A 22,098-nucleotide genomic window follows, 5' to 3' on the forward strand; every position below is an offset into this window, starting at 1 on the left:
TCCAGGCTAAAAACAGAGAATCAGCCCTCTTTTCTTATTTTGTTGATTCAGAGATGCGATTAATCATGTTCATAATTTCATTTTGTTTTTCAAGAACATCTGATAGTTCACGAGTCCTTGATTCATTGATCAGCGTCTCAGTAGTGAACATCCATAGCGCAACATTTTCAGCGGGAATATTTACGTTAAATTCTCCTGCATCCTGAGTTTCACTGCGTTTGAGCAGCTCCACAAACAATTTGTAGCTCCACTCATTGTGTCCTGTTGACCAAATCAATGAAAGAAAACTGGCAAGCTTAGGGGTTTTCGCCCAGAAAGGTGAAAACATAGGCGTGCGGGAAGGCACCAATTGATAATTATTACCAATATTGAGCTCATTAATTAATATAATGAAACCCAAAAAGTTGTTATAGGGCCATAGTACATCTGTCTTTTTGGAACTGATGGCACCAAAGTCAATCAGATTAAACTTCCCATCATGCTGCAAAATGTTCCAGATTCGTACATCATTATGATATAGCTGATGAGATTCCAGCTCAGCCAGTGCCATAACTAACTGCTTCACAACATTGAACTCATCAATTGCTTCATTTTTAGCCAAAGATGCACTCAGTCGTGTACCAATGATCTTCGATGTCAGGACAATTGCCCGATCAGCATCCATTTCGTCATGAAGAAGTTCAGGTATCGTGAGATATGACATCCGCAGCGTGCTTAGCTTCTGAAGAGATGAAATCTCGCTTTTATAATCTTTTGCATTAAGCTCAGACAGTGCGCCTTTCAGGGAATAACGCTTTAAAAACTTTGTTTCTGAAAAATAGTACCGACGTGAACCCTGATGCACATCACTTGCAAACTCATGCGATTGCTTCATCCACGAAATAATGGCTTCAAGCTCATTATTCAGATACCAGAATTTACTGCTGGCAAATAAAAGAGGACGATTAACATCAGACAAGTGAGTTGGGTACTCACCGAGGATTTCGAAGTAGCCAATATCATCAACAATATCCAGCGGTTGGTCTGGAAGATTTCTTCCCCAATACAAACCTTCCTCTTTCACTGCCAGTTCTAGCAGAACGATCTGTGCAATATTAGCTAATTTATTAATTTTTTCCTTGGTTGGATAATAGCCATCTGCATCACAAATATGATGAAAAACACTAAAGCCAAGGATAATATCATATTCATCATGTTCTAATGCATCGACAACGTTTTGTATTTTATCTTCTCTGAACGTTACGTGTTCTAACTCTTGCTCATCGCGAAGCGCGTTACACAGTTCAATGTTTTTATCGAGAAAATCAATACCAGTGACTTTGCTACAGTGCTTAGCGAGGTTAAAGGAAAAGAAACCCTGAGCACAGCCCAGATCGAGTAAGCGCAGCGGGCGACCTAATTGCTCTTTTAAAAGAACAAAGATATTTTCAATTTTGCTTAATCGATCGTTACAATTACGAGATGAACTCACAACCATTTCTGGATGACCATAAATCGGCTGATAACATTCTGGTAATGCATGCACTAAATCTTGAATACTGGAGTTCATTTCTCTACCTCTATTACACATTCGGTTTCAGCATCTACCAGACCAATAAATTTTTTCTTATTATCGATATTGATCATTATCGCATCGTAACGTCGATCAAGAGGCTCATCATTACCCGACTCATCAATGTGAGTCAGTCCTATTGAAAGCAAAATTGGTCCGGTATTAAAATGCATTTTAAGCTTAAAGGTAAAATCAACCACCGAACCGGCGTCTACGCTGCTAATCGAATCGGGCATTAATTCCCTTGAACTAGCACCATACAGACTTATTCCATCAGGCGTCTTCAAAAGTAGGCCAAAAATAGGAGATTTAATCGCTTCGTGAAATACGCAACGGAATTTAATCTCAATTTCTTCGCTGCCATTCAATGTAGAAGGATAAGTTTCATCTTTACTTTTAATGATGAAATCAGTAATTTCTGCAGCGCGAGTTCCCCAGCGATGCTCAATCTTCTGATAGAGAGGTTTAGTGTGGAAGATATCTTGTCGCGATAACTGCCATTCATCAGCAGTAGTAATATTCGTACTGCTGCTACTCTCTATTTTTTTGGATTTTCCAAACATGCGGTCACGAAACTCATTTACTACAGCTCGTGGTTCACCACTCATAACAATACTTCCCGCATCCAGCAGGATGGCGCGATGGCAATGTTTTACAATATCGTCAAGAGCATGTGTCACGAACAGAATTGTGGTGCCATGCTCTTTAAAATCATTAATGCGTCTAAAACATTTAGCCTGAAAAGCAACATCCCCTACCGACAACGCTTCGTCAACAATAAGGATGTCTGGTCGAACTGCAGTGGCAATACTAAATGCCAGGCGCACCTGCATACCACTGGAATAAACTCGGGTCGGCATATCCACGTACTCACCGATGTCAGCAAAAGAGAGTATTTCATTCATCAATGCCGAAATTGTATCGGTATTCAGGCCCAACAGTTGCCCAGCCATGTAGACATTCTGCCTGCCGGTAAAATCCGGATGGAAGCCCATACCCAGTTCAAGTAATGCCGCAATACGACCATTACAGACGACTTCCCCTTCGCTCGGCTGAGTCGTGCCTGTGATGATTTTCAATAAAGTACTTTTGCCAGCGCCATTTACACCGACAATGCCAATTGTTTCACCTTTCTTAATGTCAAAAGAGATATTTCTGATGACCCATTTTTTGGTATGCCTGATACCCAAAAAAGGGAATACCCATTCAATAAGTCTGGAGAACTTTGAGGGATACTGTTTATATGATTTACCGAGATTCCGTAGCGTTAAGATATCACTCATAATTCGTCTACCATATCTCCTGAATGACGTCTGAAAAGATATAAACCCAGTATCATCAATAAAAAACCAACCAGTGAAACATTCAGCAGTGGGGTCCACTCGGGTGCCTGATTATTAACAAAAATATCATGCATACTGCCGACTGTTATGGCCATCGGATTCATTTCCACTACGCCTCTTGCCCATTGAGGAATAATCTGTAATGGATAGACAATTGGGGTAAACCAGAACCAGAACTGCAACACAATCGTAAAAAGTTGTCCGATATCGCGGAAAAAAACGTTCAGGACAGCCAGTACCATCGTTAATCCGGCGGCTAAGGCCAAAGTTGTTAAAACAACGGGCACCATTAGCAGCAATTGCATAAATCTGAAGTCACCAATCAGCACTAAAAAGATTAAAAACAGGCCAAATATAATGGCAAAGTTAATCAGTGATGTTAAAACCAGAATCACGGGTAATGTAATCCGGGGAAAACTTACCTTTTTCAACAAGTTAGCATTATCGATGAAAAGAGAGGATCCTTTACCGCAGATCTCAGCAAAAAAACCCCATAACAATAGGCCTGAACAGATATAAATGCTGTATGAGTACTGCCCGGCAACGCCAGGCAGTTTTGACTTCATGACTTCAGCAAAGATCAGTGTATAAACTGTAATCATTGCCAGCGGCTGAATGACCAGCCAGACCGCGCCTAACATACTGGTGCGGTAGCGTGCCTGAAAATCTCTTTTTACCGCACCGCTGATAAAGCCACGGTAGCGAATTATTGCCATTAATAGAGAAAGCACTTAATCCTCCGCACGAAGAATATTGAGAATTTCTTCAGTATTAGAGATGACTAAGTCAGTATCATGGCGACCTTCAACATTAAGGCGTACCAGCGGTTCAGTATTTGAGCTTCGCAGATTAAATCGCCATTGATCGAATTCAAAACTAATGCCGTCTGTCATGTCCGTGACAGCATGTTGGTTTTGATAGATACCTTTGATTTTTTCAATCTTAGCGGCAGCATTTTTAATTTTTGAGTTAATCTCACCACTGCAGGGAAACGCCTTCATTCTTTCCGAAACCAGTCCGGAAAGCGTCTCTCCTTTCACTGCCAGCAACTCTGCCACCAGCAGCCATGGAATCATGCCGCTGTCGCAGTAAGCGAAGTCACGGAAATAGTGGTGCGCACTCATCTCACCACCGTAAACCGCGTCTTCTTCACGCATGCGCTCTTTGATAAACGCATGACCGGTTTTAGACATCACCGGAATACCACCCGCTTTGGTCACCACATCAATGGTGTTCCAGGTCAGACGCGGATCGTGAATGATTTTCGCTCCTGGCTCTTTCTTGAGGAACGCTTCGGCTAACAACCCAACGATGTAGTAACCCTCAATAAACTCTGCATTCTCATCAAACAGGAAGCAGCGATCAAAGTCACCGTCGAAGGCGATACCCATATCGGCCTGATGCTCACGCACCGCATCAGAAGTGTCTTTGCGACACTCCGGCAGCAGCGGATTTGGAATACCATTCGGGAAGTTACCGTCAGCTTCATGATGTACTTTGATGAACGTTACTGGCGCATTCGCCTGCTTAAAGCGTTTTTCAATTTCATCAATGATATGACCTGCTGCACCGTTACCGGAGTTGATCACCAGCTTCATTGGTTTAGTGAAGTTGCTCAGGTCGATGTAACCCATCAGGTGATCGACATAGGCATCCAGCACAGAAATCTGTTTAAAGCTGCCGCGCTTACTCTCTTCTACCGGAGCAAAGTCATTCGCTTCAGCCAGGCGCTGCACGTCACGCAGACCGGTATCACCACTGACCGGGCGAGCACCTTCCCGTACCAGTTTCATCCCGTTGTAGTTCATCGGGTTGTGGCTGGCAGTCACTTCAATGCCGCCATCAATGCCTAAATGAAACGTGGCGAAATAGATCTCTTCTGTTCCGCTCATACCAATGTCGAGCACATCGGTGCCCGCATCCCGCAGTCCATTTGCCAGTGCCAGCTTTAACGACTCGCTAGTCAGTCGGACATCGCCGCCCACCACGATCGTTTTTGGCCGGATAAATTCACCATAGGCGCGGCCAATGCGGTAAGCGATGTCTTCATTCAGTTCAGTGCCTAACTCGCCGCGGATGTCATAAGCTTTAAAACAGGTCAGTGCTGCCATGATCGTGTCTGTCCTTACTTACTTGCAAACTGTTGTTTAATCAAAATGAGGTCGTCATCACCAAGGTAAGAACCCGACTGGATTTCCAGAAGCTCCAGAGGAATTTTGCCCGGATTTTCTAAGGTATGCGGGTGACCAATTGGAATAAAGGTTGACTGGTTTTCTGTCAGCAGCAGGGTTTTATCCTGAATAGTGACTTTCGCCGTCCCTGAGAGGATCACCCAGTGTTCGGTGCGGTGATAGTGCATCTGCAGTTCAAAGGCTTCACCCGGCTTAACCGTAATGCGGTTAACGTTGAAGCGGCCAGTATTGACCACCAGATCGCAACGTCCCCATGGCCAGTAAGTTTCACGATGGCGGCGATATTCGCTGCGGCACTCGCTTTTCAGGAACTCAACCACTCGCTTAACGTCCTGTACCTGGTCTTTACGTGCAACCAGCACAGCATCTTTGGTTTTCACAATGACCAGGTTTTCAACGCCAATGGCGGCAACCAGCTGATCTTCACTGTTGATATAGCAGTTTTTGGTGTTGTGCAGGAAGGTATCGCCCTTCAGGGAGTTGCCGTGAGCGTCTTTGTCGTTTACTTCCCACAGTGCAGACCATGAACCGACATCACTCCATCCGGCTGCAAGCGGGACGACCACTGCGGCATCGGTCTGTTCCATTACTGCGTAATCCACTGACTCGTCAGGACAGGCGATAAAATCATCTTTATCAATACTGATGAAATCATTCCCTTCTTTCACGTTAGCCATGGCGCGACGGCAGGCTTCCAGAATATCCGGACGAAATTTCTCCAGTTCCTGCAGATAGCGTTTAGCCCGGAACATGAACATGCCACTGTTCCAGTAGTATTCACCGGACTCAAGATACTGCTCAGCGGTGCTCTGATTCGGTTTTTCAACAAAGCGCTGAACCTGATAAGGGCCGCTTTCTGCGCCTGGCAGTGCTTCGCCACGCTGAATGTAGCCATAGCCGGTTTCCGGACCGGTTGGCACAATACCAAAAGTCACCAGCTTGCCCTGTTTTGCATATGCGGTGGCGACTTTGATAGCCTGATGAAACGCAGCACGGTCTTCAATTACGTGATCGGCGGCCAGCACCAGCAGAACCGGATCATCACCCTGCTCTACGGCGTTCAGCGCAGCCAGCGCGATGGCCGGAGCAGTGTTACGCCCTACCGGTTCGAGAATGATGTTATGGGACAGCTTGTTAATTTGTCGCAACTGCTCGGCAACCAGGAAACGATGCTCCTCGTTACAGATGACCATCGGTGCGCGCGCTTCGACGCCGCTCAGACGATTAACCGTCTCCTGCAGCATGGAGTGCTCACCGTGCAGACAGATGAACTGTTTTGGGTAAAGTTCGCGGGAAAGGGGCCATAAGCGGCTGCCGGTTCCTCCGGCCATGATTACGGGAAGTAACATTCCACATCCTCTAACAAATTTAAACATGCTATGCATATAAGCGGGTCAATTTTTATTCATTATGAATAAACAGCCACGCTACCGCCCCTGGCTTGCAGCAACCAATGCGCTGTGTGATAGGAATCTTACCTTCACAGGTTAGCTTGTCGATGCGCTGTGTGATAGGAATCTTACCTTCACAGGTTAGCTTGTCGATGCGCTGATTATATTTTATTCAATCGCATACGGGTTCCGGGATAACACCAAATAGTACATTTTGTGCGGCAAAAATAATATGCCTAATCTTTCATTGCCACTGACAAAACTTAAGAGTGACTAAACATTGATCTCATCCTGCATGAGTAAATGTAATCACTGGCAAAACAGCATAGTAGCGTATGAGGAATCGCGCTTTGCGCCTCTTCACACAGTCGGATTAGCCGCTATTGTGATTAAACGCTACAGAAGCCAGACCAGGATAATTCCGTATTGAGTCATCAGTCAGTCACAATCTGGCATTGAGGTGAGGAGAGTGAGCAGAAATATGCAATTTCTCTTAACGCAGGCACAAAAAAACCCGGCCTGAGCCGGGTTTTTTGAATTTCATCGCAGACTACCTGAACCCATCCGGGTTCTTGCTCTGCCAGTTCCACGTATCGCGCATCATCTCATCGATGCCGCGCGTCACGCGCCAGTCGAGCGTGGTGTTAGCCAGTGACGCATCGGCCCAGAACGCAGGCAGGTCGCCATCGCGACGTGGCTTGATCTCAAACGGGATTGCCTTGCCGGATGCCTTCTCAAACGCTTTGATCATCTCCAGCACCGAGAAGCCTTTGCCGCCACCCAGGTTAAAGGCGGTGTAGCCCTCAACTTTGCTCAGATAATCCAGCGCTTTCAGGTGCCCTTCCGCCAGGTCAACGACATGGATGTAGTCACGCAGACAGGTACCGTCTGGCGTATCGTAATCACCGCCAAACACGCCCAGCTTCTCCAGACGGCCAATCGCGACCTGTGCAATGTACGGCAGCAGGTTGTTTGGGATGCCCGCCGGATCTTCACCGATTTCGCCTGACTCATGCGCGCCAACCGGATTGAAGTAACGCAGCGCAATCGCCTTGAACTTCGGCTCAGCTTTGGCGAAGTCGCGCATCACGAATTCGGTCATCAGCTTAGAGGTGCCGTATGGACTGGTGGTGCCGCCAATCGGCGTGGTCTCAACGTAAGGAACCGGGGCATCTGCGCCATAAACGGTTGCTGATGAGCTGAAGATAAAGTTCCAGACGCCGGCATCACGCATCTCTTCCAGCAGCACCACGGTGCCCGCGACGTTGTTCTCGTAGTACTCCAGCGGCATACGCGTAGATTCACCGACGGCTTTAAGCGCAGCGAAGTGGATTACGGCTGAAATGCTGTTGGATGCAAACAGGTCACGCAGACAGGCGCGATCACGGATATCACCTTCAACGAAGGTCGCTTTTTTACCTGCCAGTTTCTCAACGCGGTTAATCGCTTCGCGTGAGGCATTGCAGAGGTTATCCAGAACCACAACATCATCACCACGCTGCAACAGCGCCAGTACCGTATGGGAGCCGATATACCCTGCTCCGCCCGTGACTAAAATTGCCATGTGAGCTCCTTTCAATCTGCCGCGCAGGACGCGGCAAATAAATTACTGTTGTTTTGCGAGGATGGTCTGGATAGCTTCGCGGAAATCGCGACCCTGCGCGTTGCTGCGCAGGCCGTAAGAGACAAACGCCTGCATGTAACCGAGCTTACGACCGCAGTCAAAACTGTGACCGGTCAGCAGCGAAACATCAACGGTTTTATGTTTGCTCAGGCTGGCAATCGCATCGGTCAGCTGGATACGGCCCCACGCGCCTGGCTCAGTGCGCTCCAGTTCGGCCCAGATATCAGCAGAGAGGACATAGCGGCCTACCGCAGCCAGGTCAGAGTTCAGTCCGGCGGTATCTTCAGGCTTCTCAACGAAATCGGTAATGGTGCTGATGTCGCCAGGGTGATCAATCGGCTCAGCAGTGGTGATTACCGAGTACTCAGTGAGATTGGACGCGGGCATATGCTGCGCCAGGACCTGGCTGTGGCCGGTCTCTTCAAAACGGGCAACCATCGCCGCAAGGTTATAACGCATGTGGTCAGCGGTAGAATCATCCAGCAGCACGTCAGGCAGCACGACCACGAACGGATTATCACCGATCATCGGACGGGCACAGAGAATCGAGTGGCCCAGACCCAGCGGCTGCGCCTGGCGCACGTTCATGATAGTCACGCCTGGCGGGCAGATAGACTGCACTTCGCTCAGCAGCTGACGCTTCACGCGCGCTTCCAGCAGCGCTTCGAGCTCATAGGTAGTGTCAAAGTGGTTTTCTACGGCATTTTTCGATGCATGCGTGACCAGCACAATCTCTTTAATACCCGCGGCAACACACTCGTCAATGATGTACTGGATCATCGGTTTGTCGACGACAGGCAGCATCTCTTTCGGAATGGCTTTAGTCGCAGGGAGCATATGCATACCGAGGCCCGCAACCGGGATTACTGCTTTAAGCTTGGTCATATTTATTCCGTTTAATAAAATGAAGATGTGGGTCGATTATGCAGGATCGGCCGGAAGAGCAAGTATAATCTTTATCTGAAAATCGGACAGTAACTCTCTGTCATAACTTGGAAATTCGGCATTTTGCCCATTGCCAGCAACGGCATAAACTGAATAAAGACAATCAGTAATCGAATATCGCCTCTGTTATTTCCACCCCTGGTCGCCGCGCGGCTGAGACCAGCCATAAATGAAAACGGGCGACCCTGAGGCCGCCCGTTGATATAACGTAATTGTGATTACAACCAGCCTTCAAACCACTCTGGCATCACAAACAGATTAAAGTGATTCACCAGCAACATTATGCCGACAAATACCACCGACACCGCCACCCACTGTCGGGCATAAGGGATAAACCGAATGCCAATCACCGGCTTGATAAAGAATGGATGAGCCAGTGCCGAGATCAGAATCTGCGAGATGGAAAGCGTCAGCGCCACATAGAGCACGTTCGGCCAGATAAAGGTGGTTGCCAGCACCGCCAGAACCACAATACTCGCCACGATGTTCCAGTAGAACTCAACGTTGGTCCGTCCGTTGGCCTGGGAAATTGCCCCGGTCAGTCCGCCCATCGGCCGCAGCATACCAAACAGCAGCATCAGCGGAATCAGATGATAGACCTGCTCGTGGGATGCGCCGTAGAGCACACGAACGATAACCGGCGAGAAGATGCCAATCACCAGGTACATCGCGCTGCTGAACAGCATGATCCCCAGCGTGCCTTTGAGGAACAGCTTCTTCAACTGCTCGGCATCGTGCTGCTTCTCTGCAAAGCGCGGCAGTGCCAGACGGTTAATCACCGGCGTCACCAGCTTCAGCGGTTGCAGCACCAGCTCTTTCGCCAGCGAGTAAACACCCAGCATCTCGGCACCCATCACTTTACCCACTACCAGTGCATCGGCCTGGGTTCGCAGCTGGTTAATGGTCTGCGAGCCGAGCTGATAACTGCCGTAGCGAATCGCTCCGATAAAGGTCGCTTTATCGAACTCCCAGGTCGGACGCCACGACTTCTCACCCAGCGCAATCATGCAGAGGATGCGGGTAAAGGCGTTGATAAACAGACCGAGAATCGCCGCTGCTACGGTGAGCGAGGTGAACTCCAGCATCGCCACCACACAGAGGAAGGCAAACAGCTTGGTGCCCATCTCAATCTTTGCCAGCGAAACCATCCGCTTGGTTTTGATGTAGTGCGCCTGATACTGCGACAGATGCCCCAGCACCAGGAAGTTGAGGCTGGTCAGCATGATCAGACCCACCAGCTCCGGCAGATGATAGAACCAGGAGACCGGGAAGGCGATCAGCAGCATGATCAGGCCAGTACACAAGCTGAGTGAGACGTTCACCCAGTAGATAGTGCTCTGCTCACGACGGGTAATGTTCTGGCGATGCACCAGATAACTGCTCATCCCCATATCCTGCAGCACACCCGCCACCGCCAGGATGGCGTTGATGATGGCTAACAGACCCAGCTCGTGGGTTTCCAGTTTGCGGGCGAGAAAGCTTAGCTGTGCAACCTGCAGCACCGCAGAAAAGCAGGTGCTGCCGAACAGCCAAATCGCCTGTGACTTAAATCCACTCACACCAGTCGCTCCAGAATCTGTGCCAGTTCGCCGTAGGCGATATGCTGATTAAATTCAGTCTCAACTTTGTGACGGGCGGCCGCAACCACGGGCGCCACATCCACTTCACCCTGAGAGAGCTTCAGCAGCGTCTCCGCCAGCGCCTCAGGATCGTCCTCTTCCACCAGCCAGCCAGAAACGTTGTTTTCGATCAGCTCCGGAATGCCGCTGTGGAAGGTTGAGACCACCGGCAGGCCGACCGCCATCGCCTCCATCAGTGCAACCGGAATACCTTCCATATCGCCATCTGCGGCGGTTTTGGAGGGCAGCAGGAAGATGTCAGCCTCACTCAGCGCGCGACGGATCTCCTCCTGCGGTTTAAAGCCCGGCATGCTGACGCAATCTTCCATCCCCTCGCGGGCGATGAAATCACGCATCATCTCATCCTGATCGCCGTTACCGATAATGGTGTACTGAAACTGACCGCCACGCTGCTTCAGGATGGCGCTGGCTTTGACCGCCACATCCAGCCCTTTCTTCTCGGTCAGACGTGCCACCGAAACGATACGCAGCGGCGTCTGAAACGCCTGGCGCGGCTGGAAGTTAAACTTTTCCGGCTCAATGCCCATACGCGTAACATGAATTTTTTCCGGCGGGCAGCCCATCTCAATCAGCTTGTTCTTCCACAGATTGCTGATAGGCAGCATCAGCTCACTCTGGCGGAACAGATTCACATAGTCGAGTTTGTGCTCTTCCAGAATGTGACGACGGGAAATATCGGCGCCGTGAAACACGGTCGCCTGTTTACCCTTGAGCACGCCCAGCTCACGCAGCTTGTTCGCCAGGGCACCGGCATAGCCGAAATGCACCAGGAACACATCTGCGGTGAAGGTCTGCTTTGCATTCGCCACAATCGACGGCAGCAGCAGTTTGCTGGACTGTGCGCCATAACGGCGCACATTCAGCGAACGCAGCAGCGACGGCTTCGTCACTTTTGGCAGCACCAGCTTGATGCGCTGGTTCAGCTTATCGACAATCGAGATCTTCTCTTCCGGCAGCAGATAATGCGTCTTCGCCGCCAGACCATACTCATCAAAAGCGGCATGCCGGTTCACTAAATCGCCGGGAAAGACTGAAATAATCTCCACCTCGTAACCGGCATCAATAAAGTGGGTTACCTGATTTAATACGAATGTCTCAGAGGCAACCGGGAAACGCATGGTGAAAAAAGTCAGTTTCATCACATTACCCTAATACTTTGAGAATCTCTTCAGTGATCCGGTTGCCAATTTCCCTTTCATTCGCAACGGCCGTGTCGACCTTGAGCTTGATGTTGTCGTAATCGGCAAGCACAGTTTTCACCTTGTCGATTAGCGAGCCATCCATCAGGCTTTTCACATCGGTTGCCATCTGCGGCAGACCAAGCTGGTTCATCACACCCATCGACTTGTGCTCGTAGTTGATCGCCACAGCCGGGGTGCCAAAGTTCATGGAGATAATCGCCGAGTGCAGGCGGGTACCAATGGTCAGATGACAATGATTCAGCAGGATGCCCAGTTCCAGGTCATTAAACTCATCCATAATGACATGGTAATGTTCAGGCTGCGTCACGTGGTCACGCAGGGTCAGTGCAACCATGCGGTCATCTTTGGCATAGCTGTCGATGCCGGTACAGGTTGAGAACGCCACAACCTGATAGCCTTCAGCAATCATGGCATTGATCACCCGGCCAAATGCCGCTTCATACTCTTTCTGCGTCACACCCAGACGTTTATCAAACGGTGCCAGTTCACGCACGGTGATCGCGATGGTTTTACGTCCATCGATAATGCCCTGCCAGTAGAGCAGGTTATGGCTCGGATTTTCGACTTCGCGTGCCCGCACCAGGAAAGCGGTATCAACGCCAGACGCGACTTTAGAACTGGTCACGCCATCGCGCTTCATCAGGTCAAGACTGACCGATTCACGCAGCACCAGGCTGTCGACCCGATCAAAGACAAAGTTTGCCAGCGCATTGACGCGCGGGTTCTGGAACGGCCCCACCGAGTGACCGATCAGGTAGATCGGTTTTTTCGCCATCAGTGCACAGAGGGCATGGTCAAACTGGGTCACACCATAGAGGTCAACGAAGAACGATCCGCCAACCTGAATAATCGCATCATATTTTGCCAGACTGTCAGTAAACGCCTTCAGGTGCGGGGGTACAGCGAACGACTTAAAGATCCCGCCCTTGCCCAGATGCGCCATCATGATATCAGGCATCAGGCGGTTCGCGACTTTACGCTTGAACGAACCGACCAGACCTTTACCTGATTTGCTGTTGTGCAGATACAGCGCATCCTGCTTAATATCCTGCTGAAGCAGATAACCGGAGCTGGTTGGATAACGGCTTATCACATCAATTTCTAAATCACTGCGTGCAGACTTCATTGAATCAATCAGTCCACGAAGAATCGCGCCATCCCCGCGATTTCCACACGTATGGTTACCCACCAATAAAATTTTCATAACAACTCCGAATGAATTTTTTTAATTCTGTAAGCCGCCCAGATCCGCAATGGGCAAAATGAACTCTATTTAAAGTAATGCTTTACGGGATAACGCACCCAAAGGTAGTGCTCCTGTTAAAACCGGCCGCCTCCATTGTGGCGGCCGTGATGCAAGGGATTACGACTTGATTGCGAAGTAAGGCAGTGCGACCTGTTTGCCGTTGATCACGACGGAAACAAAGCCTTCCGGCTTGCTGGTATCGACCTGATCGGCGGAGAGCGGACGGGAAGCCATCAGCAGGTCGCCCTGCTCATTAGCGCCCACGCCCGCTTTGCCGTTGTGCAGGCTGAAGCGCTGCGGCGCGCGTTTAGTCGCGTCGCCCGCCGGAGGATTGCCCTTCTCCATCTTCGCGTTAACGCGCGCACAGCGACCGGTGACAAAGCGATCTTTACCGGTGGTTTTCACCAGCACGGCCACCGACGGCGTCCAGCCCGCCAGTTTGACGAAGATGCGGACATCGGTGTCATGCTCAGCCACATAGCGCACATCGACAATCGGGCTGCTGCCTTCGGCCGACCAGCTCGCTTCAGAGCGATCTTTTTTGCGCTGTACGTGGATCATCGCGCGGCCACCGGTGGTCTTGTCACCGATCAGGTCCATCAGCGGCTTATCGCCACTGCCGTTACTGAACTGCGACTGACCAAAAATTTCGATCTCCCACGAATCACCCACGGTCGGGGAGTAGAGACTGCCGAGATCAAACCAGGTTTCCTGATTCGTGTTGTTCTCTAAACGCCAGCGCGAGGTGATGTAGTTGTACTTCAGGCTGCCATCGAGCGCTACGCCATAGGACTCCACACGGGTCGATCCCATCTCCCAGATGCTGAGCAGACGGTCGCCCTGCATGGAGTTGTCGATCCAGCTGCCCGACTGCAGGCTGGTCTGGCGCATATTCAGGCGCGTGTTATGCGCGATCAGCGGATTCTTACAATCCTCCAGGCTCAGCGCATCGACAATCCACTGACCGTTGGAGAGATCGCCCGGGTTATCACAGTGCTCAATCCAGCCGTTATGGATAATCGACTGGCCGCAGCGCGGCAGATTGAGGACTTTGCCACCACGACAGTACTGCGCATTAAAGTTCGACAGCTCAATCGCGGTGCTGTGGTCCCATTTGCCCTGCTTCTGACCTGACCAGCCCGATTTGATCACATCGCCGCTGCAGCGTGAGGCGTACCACTGGTCGATTTTACAATCGAGGGTATCCTGCAGGCTGATGGCGGTGCCGCCAACTGCGTTAAAGCGCAGGCAGGCACCACGGAAATATTGTCCGCCAGGGCAGTTGTTATGGAAAAAGCCCTGCTTGTTGGGGCTTTTATCGCTGTTGCCGTTAAAGTTCAGGTTGGAAAGCTCAACCCGACGGGCATTCATCTCAAAGACGAACTCTGACTTACCATCCGAGACAATCGTGGTCGCCGGGAAGTAGCCGAAGTTTACCATCGCACCGGACATGCGGAAGAAGTTGAGATACTTATCGCCAAGGTTACAGGCTGAGACCATGAAGGTACCGGCCGGGAACTGGACACAGATCTGCTGGTTTGCCTGCTGTGACCACTGGAACATCGCCATAATGGCGGGTGCCGTATCGGTTTTGCCATCGGCAATCGCACCGAAATCAAACAGGGTCAGGCGGTTAAAATCGTCTACCACGCGACGCCAGGAAAAGCCCTCACCGGCAAAGTTTACGCCGCCATCATTCTGAGCGGGCTGGAAGCTGCCGACAAACTCGCCGCCGCCGACTTCCCGTCCTTCATGCCAGCTTTTCAGCTTAACCTTGGCCCCTTCAAACAGCGGACGGGTTTTGCGTAACTCCGCTACGGACGGGATCTCACCAATCAGCTGATAACCCGCTGGCTGTGCCAGACGCTGGCTGAAATCTGCAGCGCCCGGACGGCTGACATCCGCGATGTTGAACAGCGTCTGACCGCTGCTGTCCTCGACTGCCATCGAATGCGACGGATTGGCAATCAGCGCAGCATTGTCCTGAATAAACTGGGCAAAGTTACCTTTGTTCAGCGCGATAGGCTGAGCAATCTCCGACACTTTGCCGCTGGCATCACGCAGGAAGACCGGGATCTGGTTGCCCGGTTTGCTGGCATCTGCACCCGCTTTACCAATCCAGAGTTTGCCTTCAAAGCCCTGCCAGAACTGCGGCGGCATGGCGTAGACATTTTCCGGGGTCAGAATTGGCACGTCGCCTTTAGGCACGTCAGTGGCATCGACCGGCTTCAGGGCGATACCGTTACTTTTTGCAGCGTAGCTGGAAAAGGTGCTCACGGAGAGAGCCCCCACCAGAGCGGAGGCGGCGGTCTGTAAAACTTCTCTTCTTTTCATGCATCAATTCCCGTAGTCAATAAGGCCATTGGCCATGGCGGTGTCCCTGAGGCACGTCGCAAGTGAGCTTTTCCAGCTCCGGTTAAACCAGTGACAGCCAGCTTTGCTTAATCTGATTACCGTCGAATTTCAGCGCGGTCTGTTTCGTTTTTTCGCTCATGGCATAGAACAGCGCGTCATCGCTGGCGAGCTGCTCCATTCGGGCCAGAAACGTGGCTTTGTCGTTCATCGGAACCAGGAAACCATCTTCCCCGTGATTGATGATCTCCTGTGGACCGGTCGGGCAGTCATATGCCACTACCGGCAGTGACCAGGATTTTGCTTCCAGCAGCACCAGTGGCAATCCTTCATAGCGCGAGGTCATCAGCGCCATATCGCTGTCGCGATAGTAGTCGTTGATATTGCTGACCTTACCGACAAACTTCACGCTGTCGGTGATGCCCAGCACCGCCGCCTGGTCATGCAGTTGCTGACGCAGTTCACCGTCACCGGCAATCACCAGCGTCCAGTCAGGATGGCTGCGGGCGAAGTCGCGCCAGATATCCAGCATCAGGTCAAAGCCCTTCTGGTTATCCAGACGGCCTACGGCCAGCGCCTGGCGATGACGGGTCTGGCGCTGATAGTCTTTGTAAACCACCGGGTTGGGGATTTGCTTGCTGGGAATGCGCCAGCGGCTGAACACCTGATGATCTTTGTCGGTCAGAACAATCACGCGGTCGTAGTAGCGCAGCAGCAGAAACTTGAGGAACTTAATCGGTTTGCTGAAGGAGTTAATGGCGATGTGTTCGCAGGCGTAGGCTTTGCCCCGCTTCTTCTTCATCGCCAGCAGATTCCAGAAAGCGAACATCACGCTCAGGCGACCCATGCTGATCAGGAAGACGGTATCGAAACCCTCTTCGTGAATCCGGGCAACCGCGCTTTTGATCGGATTGCTCTGCCCTTCAAAGCTGACGATCTGTTTGACGTGCTCAAACGGGTAAAAGGTTTTTCCACTGCCTTCCAGCGAGTAGATGGTGACTTCATGGGTCTCGCCAAGACACTCTGACATGAAGTTACAGATGTTCTCGGTGCCCGCATACGAATAAGCATCTTTGATCACCAGGACAATTTTTTTCATGAAACGCTATCCACCTCAAATTTTAAAGACAATCCTGCCGACAGGCTTAACGATGCTTAAGGGTAAACAGCACACCATTCACCATATACCAGGCGTAATAGTAATAGATTTTTAAAGGATTGTTTTTATAGATAATTCTTAATAATTCAAGGTGCCACTGGGCCGCTTTGTTCTTATTACGGGAAAGGGAATCGCCTAATTCGTAATAGTTGACCAGAATCGTCTGAATTACGCGTGCCTGCTTATAGCGGGTGAATAATTCATACAAAAACAGGAAATCTTCGTGGCCTTTGCGCTGGAAGAAAAGCCCCTGCGGCGGACGGCGGAAACAGACGGAGGAGAAGCAGACGCGATACTGCTTCTTCACAAAGTTTTCCTGCTGCAGGTAAGGTTTGCCGTAGGTAATGTCGTGCTCAGCCTTGCGGGTTTTATAGTGATATTCGGTAATCACAAAATCATCACCGGCCGCGATGGCAGCGACCTGCTGGGTCAGCTTATCCGCATGCCACTCATCGTCGCTGTCGAGAAAGGCGATAATCTCTTCAGTGGCCGCGCGCAGCCCGACATTTCGGGTCTCTGCTGCGCCCATGTTGACCGCGTTATCCAGAATAGTAATGCGCGGATCCTGACAATGCTCACGCACAAATTCCAGCGAGTCATCGGTCGATTTATCGTTGACCAGATAGAGATGCCAGTCGGTATAGTGCTGATTGATAACCGATTGCACCGCGCGTAACACCGTCTGACGTGCATTATACATAGGCATGACAATGCCAACGGTTCCAACAGAAGTATTCATCTTCAACCCTGAATTGATCGTAAAAAGAGTCGCTCCTGGCATCAGGAGCAGAGCGAGGCGCGGCGCGCGTCAGGAGATCGCTTTCTCACCGCCTAAACGTGCTTTGACCTTGTCTTTTACCCGGTTCATAAAGTAAGCACGGTTGTCTTTGTTGGTGAGGAAGAAGTAGCGCGCAAAGCTCAGGCTCGCCATCAGCGACTTACCATCCATCTTGTAGCGCAGCGGCAGCTTAAAAGCTTTGTAGGTGTGGATGTCACGCGGGGTCAGATGCGGCTTCATGCTATCGAGCCAGAACATCGAGTAGTTCACCGATTCGCCTTTGTGTTTCGAGCCAAACTTAGTGACCAGATGGTAGTTCGCCAGCGGCGCGGCGATCATCACAAAGTCATAGCCCATGCGGTCGGCACGTATGCAGAAATCGTAGTCCTGATGACGGATGTAGCGGGTATCGAACTGAATTTTCGCCGCGTCTTCCCGCTTCAGCACAATGGTGCTGGTCTGGATAAAGCCGTAGCAGCCGAACAGATACTCCGCGACCGTTTCATTTTTGCCTGGCGGCTGCATCGGCATCACTTTCAGGAACGTGCCATCCTGATAGATATTCACCTGGCTGAAAATGACGAAATTCTTTTTGCCCTGCGCGTCCAGCTGAGCAATTTTTTCGCTCACCTGCTGCAGTTTGTCCGCCGCCCACTCATCATCGGCGTCAAGGAAGCTGACGTAGTCACCGGTCGCCAGCTCAATGCCTTTGTTACGCGCACCGGCTCCGTTGAGTTTGACCTCAGAGAGCACCAGATTGATATCGAGATCCCGGTAGCGTTCGCTGCGCACCACATCCGCCAGCGCGGCGGCATCCGCAGATTTATCATCAACGATGATGACTTCGAAATTGCGATACGTTTGTGCTTTAACGCAATCCAGCGTCGTGACAATCGATTCTGACGCGTTATAAGCCGGAATTACGATGGAGAAACGAATGTCCTTCATTGCCAGCACCTCATTAAAGTAGTTCAAAAATAAACAGTTCATTCGACAACGGTCGATGAAAAACCTGTGTTCTGACCGACGACCGCCCCTGGGTGAAACTCGTCATCCAGAGGCGGTCGTCAGATTGATTAGTGGATCAGCCAAAACTCCCGCGCCACTTCATAACCGGTAACGGCCTGTTTGGTTGAAATGGTGTTGTAGTAGAGGTAATAGAGCAGGAAGAACACCAGCATGGCATACAGCGCTGGCTTCCAGGATCGCCTTGCCTGATAAATCAGCGAGGTCAGGATGATCGGCTCAACCTGCTGCAGATAGTTGGACAGGCGCGAACCTGATGGGAAGTTGTACAGGAAGATCCTGATCGCCCCGCCGATGGCAAAACTTAAAATCAGCAGATAGTTAAGGCGATACTGGGCGTAATTCTCGCGCTTCAGCTTATCGGTCAGCATGAAATAGAAGAAGACGAACACCAGCATGATGTTTTTCAGGTTCGATACGGCCAGGATGCTGCCACCCATTGCATAGGAGGGGTCATTGTTATAGCCCGATGCCCTCTCTCCCAGCGATCCCAGATGACCGGCAATCAGGGCAATAAAGCCCGAGCCACCCACAACCGATAGCGGCAGACTGGCAACGATGATAATGACCGGCCACCAGCGCCAGTCCCGGATAAACAGGAACGGCACAAGCGTCACCACCATGACACCGGTGTTATGGCTCGTGAACGACAGAATAAAGAAGGCAAATGCCCACCAGTAGCGCTTGAGATAGATCGACCAGAGAACGCCAAGGAACAGCGCAGAACTCAGGCCAAAGCGAATCTGGTTAATGTCTTTGTTGATAAAGATGTGCGCCGAATAGAGCACCAGCGCCAGCACCGGATACGGAGACATCTTCCTGAAAAACCAGGTATTGATGGAAACGGCAATGGCGCAGAAGACAAACAGGAAGATGCTGGCATTGTGCGAAAACAGGCTGGTGAGCCAGGCCATCGCAAAAATCAGCGGTTCGTAACGGAAAAACGCAACGGTATTAAAGAAGCCATTAATCTCAATACGTCTTACAAAGTCTTCGAAGAAGCTCCGGTACTGAAAGTCATCCATGCCGGTACCAAGACCGCGTATTCCCCCGAAAATAATCAAAGTCACGGCGGCAAAACAGAGTAGCCAGGTCAGAATATAATTTGTGCGTTCGTCTTTTTTTAGCGCTATTTCAAACAGCGAAAGCAGCAGTAAAAAGCCTGATACATACCAATATGGAGCCATGGTGTGATTCCTTAATTCCACAAGTTCTCATGCCAGCAATAATCACGCTTCGCCTTCCCGACTGGCTTTACAGCGAGTCTGATTGCACGGTCACAAATTGCGTGCGGGCGATGCCTGCTGGTGATGAATTCTGTTGAGTGACGCTCGCCATGCGATTTATAGATGTATCGCTTTTGTGGGTTTGGACAGAATAACCTGTGTAAATTGATGCGTGTCGTCATTCAAAGGGACGATAAAAAGGGGCGGTCAGACCGCCCCCTGTTTTATTGCTCAATGATCAGCTTTTGTTCGTCTTGCCGTAGTCATAGGCGTAGTAGTCATACCCATAGCCATACGCATTAGCGGCTTTGCGCACCACGGCGTTGAGGATCACACCTTTAATCTCAATACCGTTCTGGGCAAAGCGTTTGAAGCTGACGTCCACTTCTTTGGTGGTGTTGGCTTCGAAACGCGCCACCATCAGTGAGGTGCCGGCCAGCTTACCGATGATAGAGGCATCGGTGACGGCCAGGATTGGCGGCGTATCGATTAACACCAGGTCGTAGTTCTTGCTCGCCCACTCCAGCAGCTCACCCATGCGACGATGCATCAGCAGCTCAGACGGGTTCGGCGGAACCTGACCACGTGGCAGGAAGTCGAAACCGTACACGCCCTGCTGAATCAGCGCCGGGCTGAACTCAGTTTTACCGGACAGCACGTTGGACAGACCTGATTTGTTATCTGCGCCCAGCAGTTCGTGGGTGTAACCACGACGCATGTCGCCATCGATAAACAGAACACGCTGACCCGCTTTCGCGACCAGGGTCGCCAGGTTGGCACAGATAAAGGTTTTACCAATACCCGGGCTGGCACCGGTGATCATCAGGATGTTGTTTTTCGCTTCCATCATCGCGAAGTGCAGGCTGGTACGCAGGCTACGAATCGCTTCGATGGAGAGGTCAGTCGGGTTACCCAGCGCCAGCAGCGTTTCGTGCGGATCGGTTTTCACCTTGCTGCCACGACGCGCCAGGGCTTCGGTATCTTTCTTACGCTGCCAGTCTGACAGTGGAACGCTGGCATAGACATTCATGCCCAGCTCTTCCAGCTGATCCGGGTTCTCGATGCCGTGATGCAGCAGCGCTTTCAGCAGAACCAGACCCACTGACACGAACAGACCGAAAATCAGGCTCGCGGCGATGATCAGCAGCTTCTTCGGTGCAACAGGCGAGTTAGCAGTCTGCGCGCCATCGATGATGCGGACATCACCCACGGTGCTCGCTTTACTGATACCCAGCTCCTGCTGACGGTTCAGCAGCTGCATGTAGATCTCCTGACCAGACTGAACGTCACGGGTCAGACGCAGGATTTCCTGCTGAGTCTGTGGCATGCCAGCAATTTTCTTATTCAGCTGAGCCTGCTCACCTTCCAGCGTTTTGCGTTTTTCAAGCAGCGCGCGATACGTCGGGTGATCTTTGGTAAACAGCTGAGAGACTTCAGCTTCACGGAAGGTCAGTTCGTTCAGCTGACTCTGCACGCTGACAGAGGAGTCCAGAGCGGATTTCGCTTCCAGTGACAGGTCAACAGATTCGTTCTGACGACGGAAGGTGTTCAGCTTGTCTTCCGCTTCATCCAGCTTGCTGCGCACGGCAGGCAACTGAGTGCGTAAGAACTCCAGGCTTTTCTCTGCCTGCGCTGACTTGCGCTCAACGTTCTGTAACAGATAGTTATTCACAATCTGGTTCAGCACTTTGCTGATCTGCTCTGGATCTTCACCCAGATACTCCAGACCCAGCACGCCGGTATCTTTACCTTTGTCTGCCACGGTCAGGTTAGAGAGCACTGAACGGATCGCCTGCAGGTTATTCAGCTTGGTCACGGTGAAGCTGGTGCCTTCATCAGCGTGAATCTCGCTGACCAGCATGCTGATGTCGCCGTGCGACTCCAGCTGGCCGACTTTACCTTTGAACAGCTCATCGCCATCTTTTGAGACGGTGTAGCTATCCGGACCGGTCACTTCCAGTTCAACGTTACGTTTGTCGATAGTGCGTGGGATTTCCAGGCGCGAAATCGCGATACTGGCGGGTTTGTTGCCCATCAGGCGCGACAGACCTTTACCGATAACCGGGAAATAGTTCTGCTCAACGACGGTATCCAGACCCAGATCGTCAACGGTTTTGCCGATGACCATACGGGATTCCAGAATCTCGATTTCCGTATCAGAGGCTGGTGTCGGTGGCAGAATGCTGTCAATTTCGTTCAGAACGGTGCTGGCATTCTTCTGCTCAACCTGAACTAACGCATCTGCGCTATAAATGGGTGTTGCAAACAGTGTGTAGAGTGTTCCCGCCAGCATGAAAAAAGCGGTAACGGCAACAATGATCCAGCGATGATCAATTAGCTGTCCCACAAGATGCGCCAGATCCCATCCATTCGAATCCTCTCCCGGCGCGGTTCTGACCTTATTTTTTATATTCATGGATAA

The 22,098-nt window shown here is 50.9% G+C and carries 16 protein-coding genes; all 16 read right to left on the bottom strand.

Annotated elements, in window-relative coordinates; translation table 11 throughout:
• Positions 1 to 34 precede the first annotated feature (34 nt).
• Positions 35 to 1,549 carry a methyltransferase domain-containing protein gene (locus AFL22_RS02025; protein WP_052270680.1) on the bottom strand — a complete coding sequence of 505 codons (1,515 nt, stop codon included), beginning with the start codon at positions 1,547 to 1,549 and terminating at the stop codon, positions 35 to 37.
• Positions 1,546 to 2,835 carry an ABC transporter ATP-binding protein gene (locus tag AFL22_RS02030; protein ID WP_052270681.1) on the bottom strand — a complete coding sequence of 430 codons (1,290 nt, stop codon included), beginning with the start codon at positions 2,833 to 2,835 and terminating at the stop codon, positions 1,546 to 1,548. Before AFL22_RS02030 ends, AFL22_RS02025 begins: the two co-directional genes overlap by 4 nt.
• Positions 2,832 to 3,626 carry an ABC transporter permease gene (locus AFL22_RS02035; protein WP_052270682.1) on the bottom strand — a complete coding sequence of 265 codons (795 nt, stop codon included), beginning with the start codon at positions 3,624 to 3,626 and terminating at the stop codon, positions 2,832 to 2,834. Before AFL22_RS02035 ends, AFL22_RS02030 begins: the two co-directional genes overlap by 4 nt.
• Positions 3,627 to 5,006, bottom strand: a complete 1,380-nt coding sequence (gene cpsG, locus AFL22_RS02040) for a phosphomannomutase CpsG (protein WP_052270683.1) — start codon at positions 5,004 to 5,006, stop codon at positions 3,627 to 3,629.
• A 14-nt stretch (positions 5,007 to 5,020) separates the two neighbouring features.
• Positions 5,021 to 6,436 carry a mannose-1-phosphate guanylyltransferase/mannose-6-phosphate isomerase gene (locus AFL22_RS02045; RefSeq protein ID WP_052270684.1) on the bottom strand — a complete coding sequence of 472 codons (1,416 nt, stop codon included), beginning with the start codon at positions 6,434 to 6,436 and terminating at the stop codon, positions 5,021 to 5,023.
• Positions 6,437 to 7,028: 592 nt separating this feature from the next.
• Complete coding sequence (galE, locus tag AFL22_RS02050) at positions 7,029 to 8,042, bottom strand: UDP-glucose 4-epimerase GalE (protein ID WP_010670976.1); 1,014 nt, start codon at positions 8,040 to 8,042, stop codon at positions 7,029 to 7,031.
• 42 nt (positions 8,043 to 8,084) lie between these two features.
• Positions 8,085 to 8,987, bottom strand: a complete 903-nt coding sequence (gene galF / locus AFL22_RS02055; protein ID WP_010248118.1) for a UTP--glucose-1-phosphate uridylyltransferase GalF — start codon at positions 8,985 to 8,987, stop codon at positions 8,085 to 8,087.
• Between the two features lie 278 nt (positions 8,988 to 9,265).
• Positions 9,266 to 10,606 carry a lipopolysaccharide biosynthesis protein gene (locus AFL22_RS02060; RefSeq protein WP_010248120.1) on the bottom strand — a complete coding sequence of 447 codons (1,341 nt, stop codon included), beginning with the start codon at positions 10,604 to 10,606 and terminating at the stop codon, positions 9,266 to 9,268.
• Entirely contained in the window at positions 10,603 to 11,826 is a 1,224-nt protein-coding gene (locus AFL22_RS02065) for a glycosyltransferase (RefSeq protein ID WP_010248122.1), read from the bottom strand. Before AFL22_RS02065 ends, AFL22_RS02060 begins: the two co-directional genes overlap by 4 nt.
• Before the next feature lie 4 nt (positions 11,827 to 11,830).
• Positions 11,831 to 13,093, bottom strand: coding sequence for a colanic acid biosynthesis pyruvyl transferase WcaK (gene wcaK / locus AFL22_RS02070; protein ID WP_010248124.1), 1,263 nt, complete (start codon positions 13,091 to 13,093; stop codon positions 11,831 to 11,833).
• 159 nt (positions 13,094 to 13,252) lie between these two features.
• Complete coding sequence (locus AFL22_RS02075) at positions 13,253 to 15,469, bottom strand: phage tailspike protein (protein WP_010248126.1); 2,217 nt, start codon at positions 15,467 to 15,469, stop codon at positions 13,253 to 13,255.
• 82 nt (positions 15,470 to 15,551) lie between these two features.
• The gene (locus tag AFL22_RS02080; RefSeq protein WP_010670977.1) at positions 15,552 to 16,586 is read right to left on the bottom strand and encodes a glycosyltransferase; all 1,035 of its coding nucleotides are present in this window, start codon (positions 16,584 to 16,586) and stop codon (positions 15,552 to 15,554) included.
• 46 nt (positions 16,587 to 16,632) lie between these two features.
• Positions 16,633 to 17,385, bottom strand: a complete 753-nt coding sequence (locus AFL22_RS02085) for a glycosyltransferase family 2 protein (RefSeq protein ID WP_010670978.1) — start codon at positions 17,383 to 17,385, stop codon at positions 16,633 to 16,635.
• Positions 17,386 to 17,454: 69 nt separating this feature from the next.
• Positions 17,455 to 18,372 (bottom strand): glycosyltransferase family 2 protein, encoded by a 918-nt coding sequence (locus AFL22_RS02090; RefSeq protein ID WP_052270698.1) that lies wholly within the window; start codon positions 18,370 to 18,372, stop codon positions 17,455 to 17,457.
• Between the two features lie 128 nt (positions 18,373 to 18,500).
• A complete protein-coding gene (locus AFL22_RS02095) occupies positions 18,501 to 19,637 on the bottom strand; it encodes an EpsG family protein (RefSeq protein WP_010248137.1) in 1,137 nt (378 codons plus the stop codon).
• A gap of 277 nt (positions 19,638 to 19,914) precedes the next feature.
• Entirely contained in the window at positions 19,915 to 22,092 is a 2,178-nt protein-coding gene (wzc, locus tag AFL22_RS02100; protein WP_010248139.1) for a tyrosine-protein kinase Wzc, read from the bottom strand.
• Positions 22,093 to 22,098: the final 6 nt, after the last annotated feature.

Origin of the sequence: Pantoea sp. CFSAN033090, assembly GCF_001264395.1 — a bacterium.
GTDB classification, from domain to species: Bacteria; Pseudomonadota; Gammaproteobacteria; order Enterobacterales; family Enterobacteriaceae; genus Pantoea; species Pantoea agglomerans.

Coding starts and splice junctions, on each gene's coding strand:
- AFL22_RS02025 (WP_052270680.1), bottom strand. CDS start 1,549: ATGAACTCCAGTATTCAAGATTTAGTGCATGCATTACCAGAATGTTAT.
- AFL22_RS02030 (WP_052270681.1), bottom strand. CDS start 2,835: ATGAGTGATATCTTAACGCTACGGAATCTCGGTAAATCATATAAACAG.
- cpsG (WP_052270683.1), bottom strand. CDS start 5,006: ATGGCAGCACTGACCTGTTTTAAAGCTTATGACATCCGCGGCGAGTTA.
- AFL22_RS02045 (WP_052270684.1), bottom strand. CDS start 6,436: ATGTTACTTCCCGTAATCATGGCCGGAGGAACCGGCAGCCGCTTATGG.
- galE (WP_010670976.1), bottom strand. CDS start 8,042: ATGGCAATTTTAGTCACGGGCGGAGCAGGGTATATCGGCTCCCATACG.
- galF (WP_010248118.1), bottom strand. CDS start 8,987: ATGACCAAGCTTAAAGCAGTAATCCCGGTTGCGGGCCTCGGTATGCAT.
- AFL22_RS02065 (WP_010248122.1), bottom strand. CDS start 11,826: ATGAAACTGACTTTTTTCACCATGCGTTTCCCGGTTGCCTCTGAGACA.
- wcaK (WP_010248124.1), bottom strand. CDS start 13,093: ATGAAAATTTTATTGGTGGGTAACCATACGTGTGGAAATCGCGGGGAT.
- AFL22_RS02075 (WP_010248126.1), bottom strand. CDS start 15,469: ATGAAAAGAAGAGAAGTTTTACAGACCGCCGCCTCCGCTCTGGTGGGG.
- AFL22_RS02080 (WP_010670977.1), bottom strand. CDS start 16,586: ATGAAAAAAATTGTCCTGGTGATCAAAGATGCTTATTCGTATGCGGGC.
- AFL22_RS02085 (WP_010670978.1), bottom strand. CDS start 17,385: ATGAATACTTCTGTTGGAACCGTTGGCATTGTCATGCCTATGTATAAT.
- AFL22_RS02090 (WP_052270698.1), bottom strand. CDS start 18,372: ATGAAGGACATTCGTTTCTCCATCGTAATTCCGGCTTATAACGCGTCA.
- AFL22_RS02095 (WP_010248137.1), bottom strand. CDS start 19,637: ATGGCTCCATATTGGTATGTATCAGGCTTTTTACTGCTGCTTTCGCTG.
- wzc (WP_010248139.1), bottom strand. CDS start 22,092: ATGAATATAAAAAATAAGGTCAGAACCGCGCCGGGAGAGGATTCGAAT.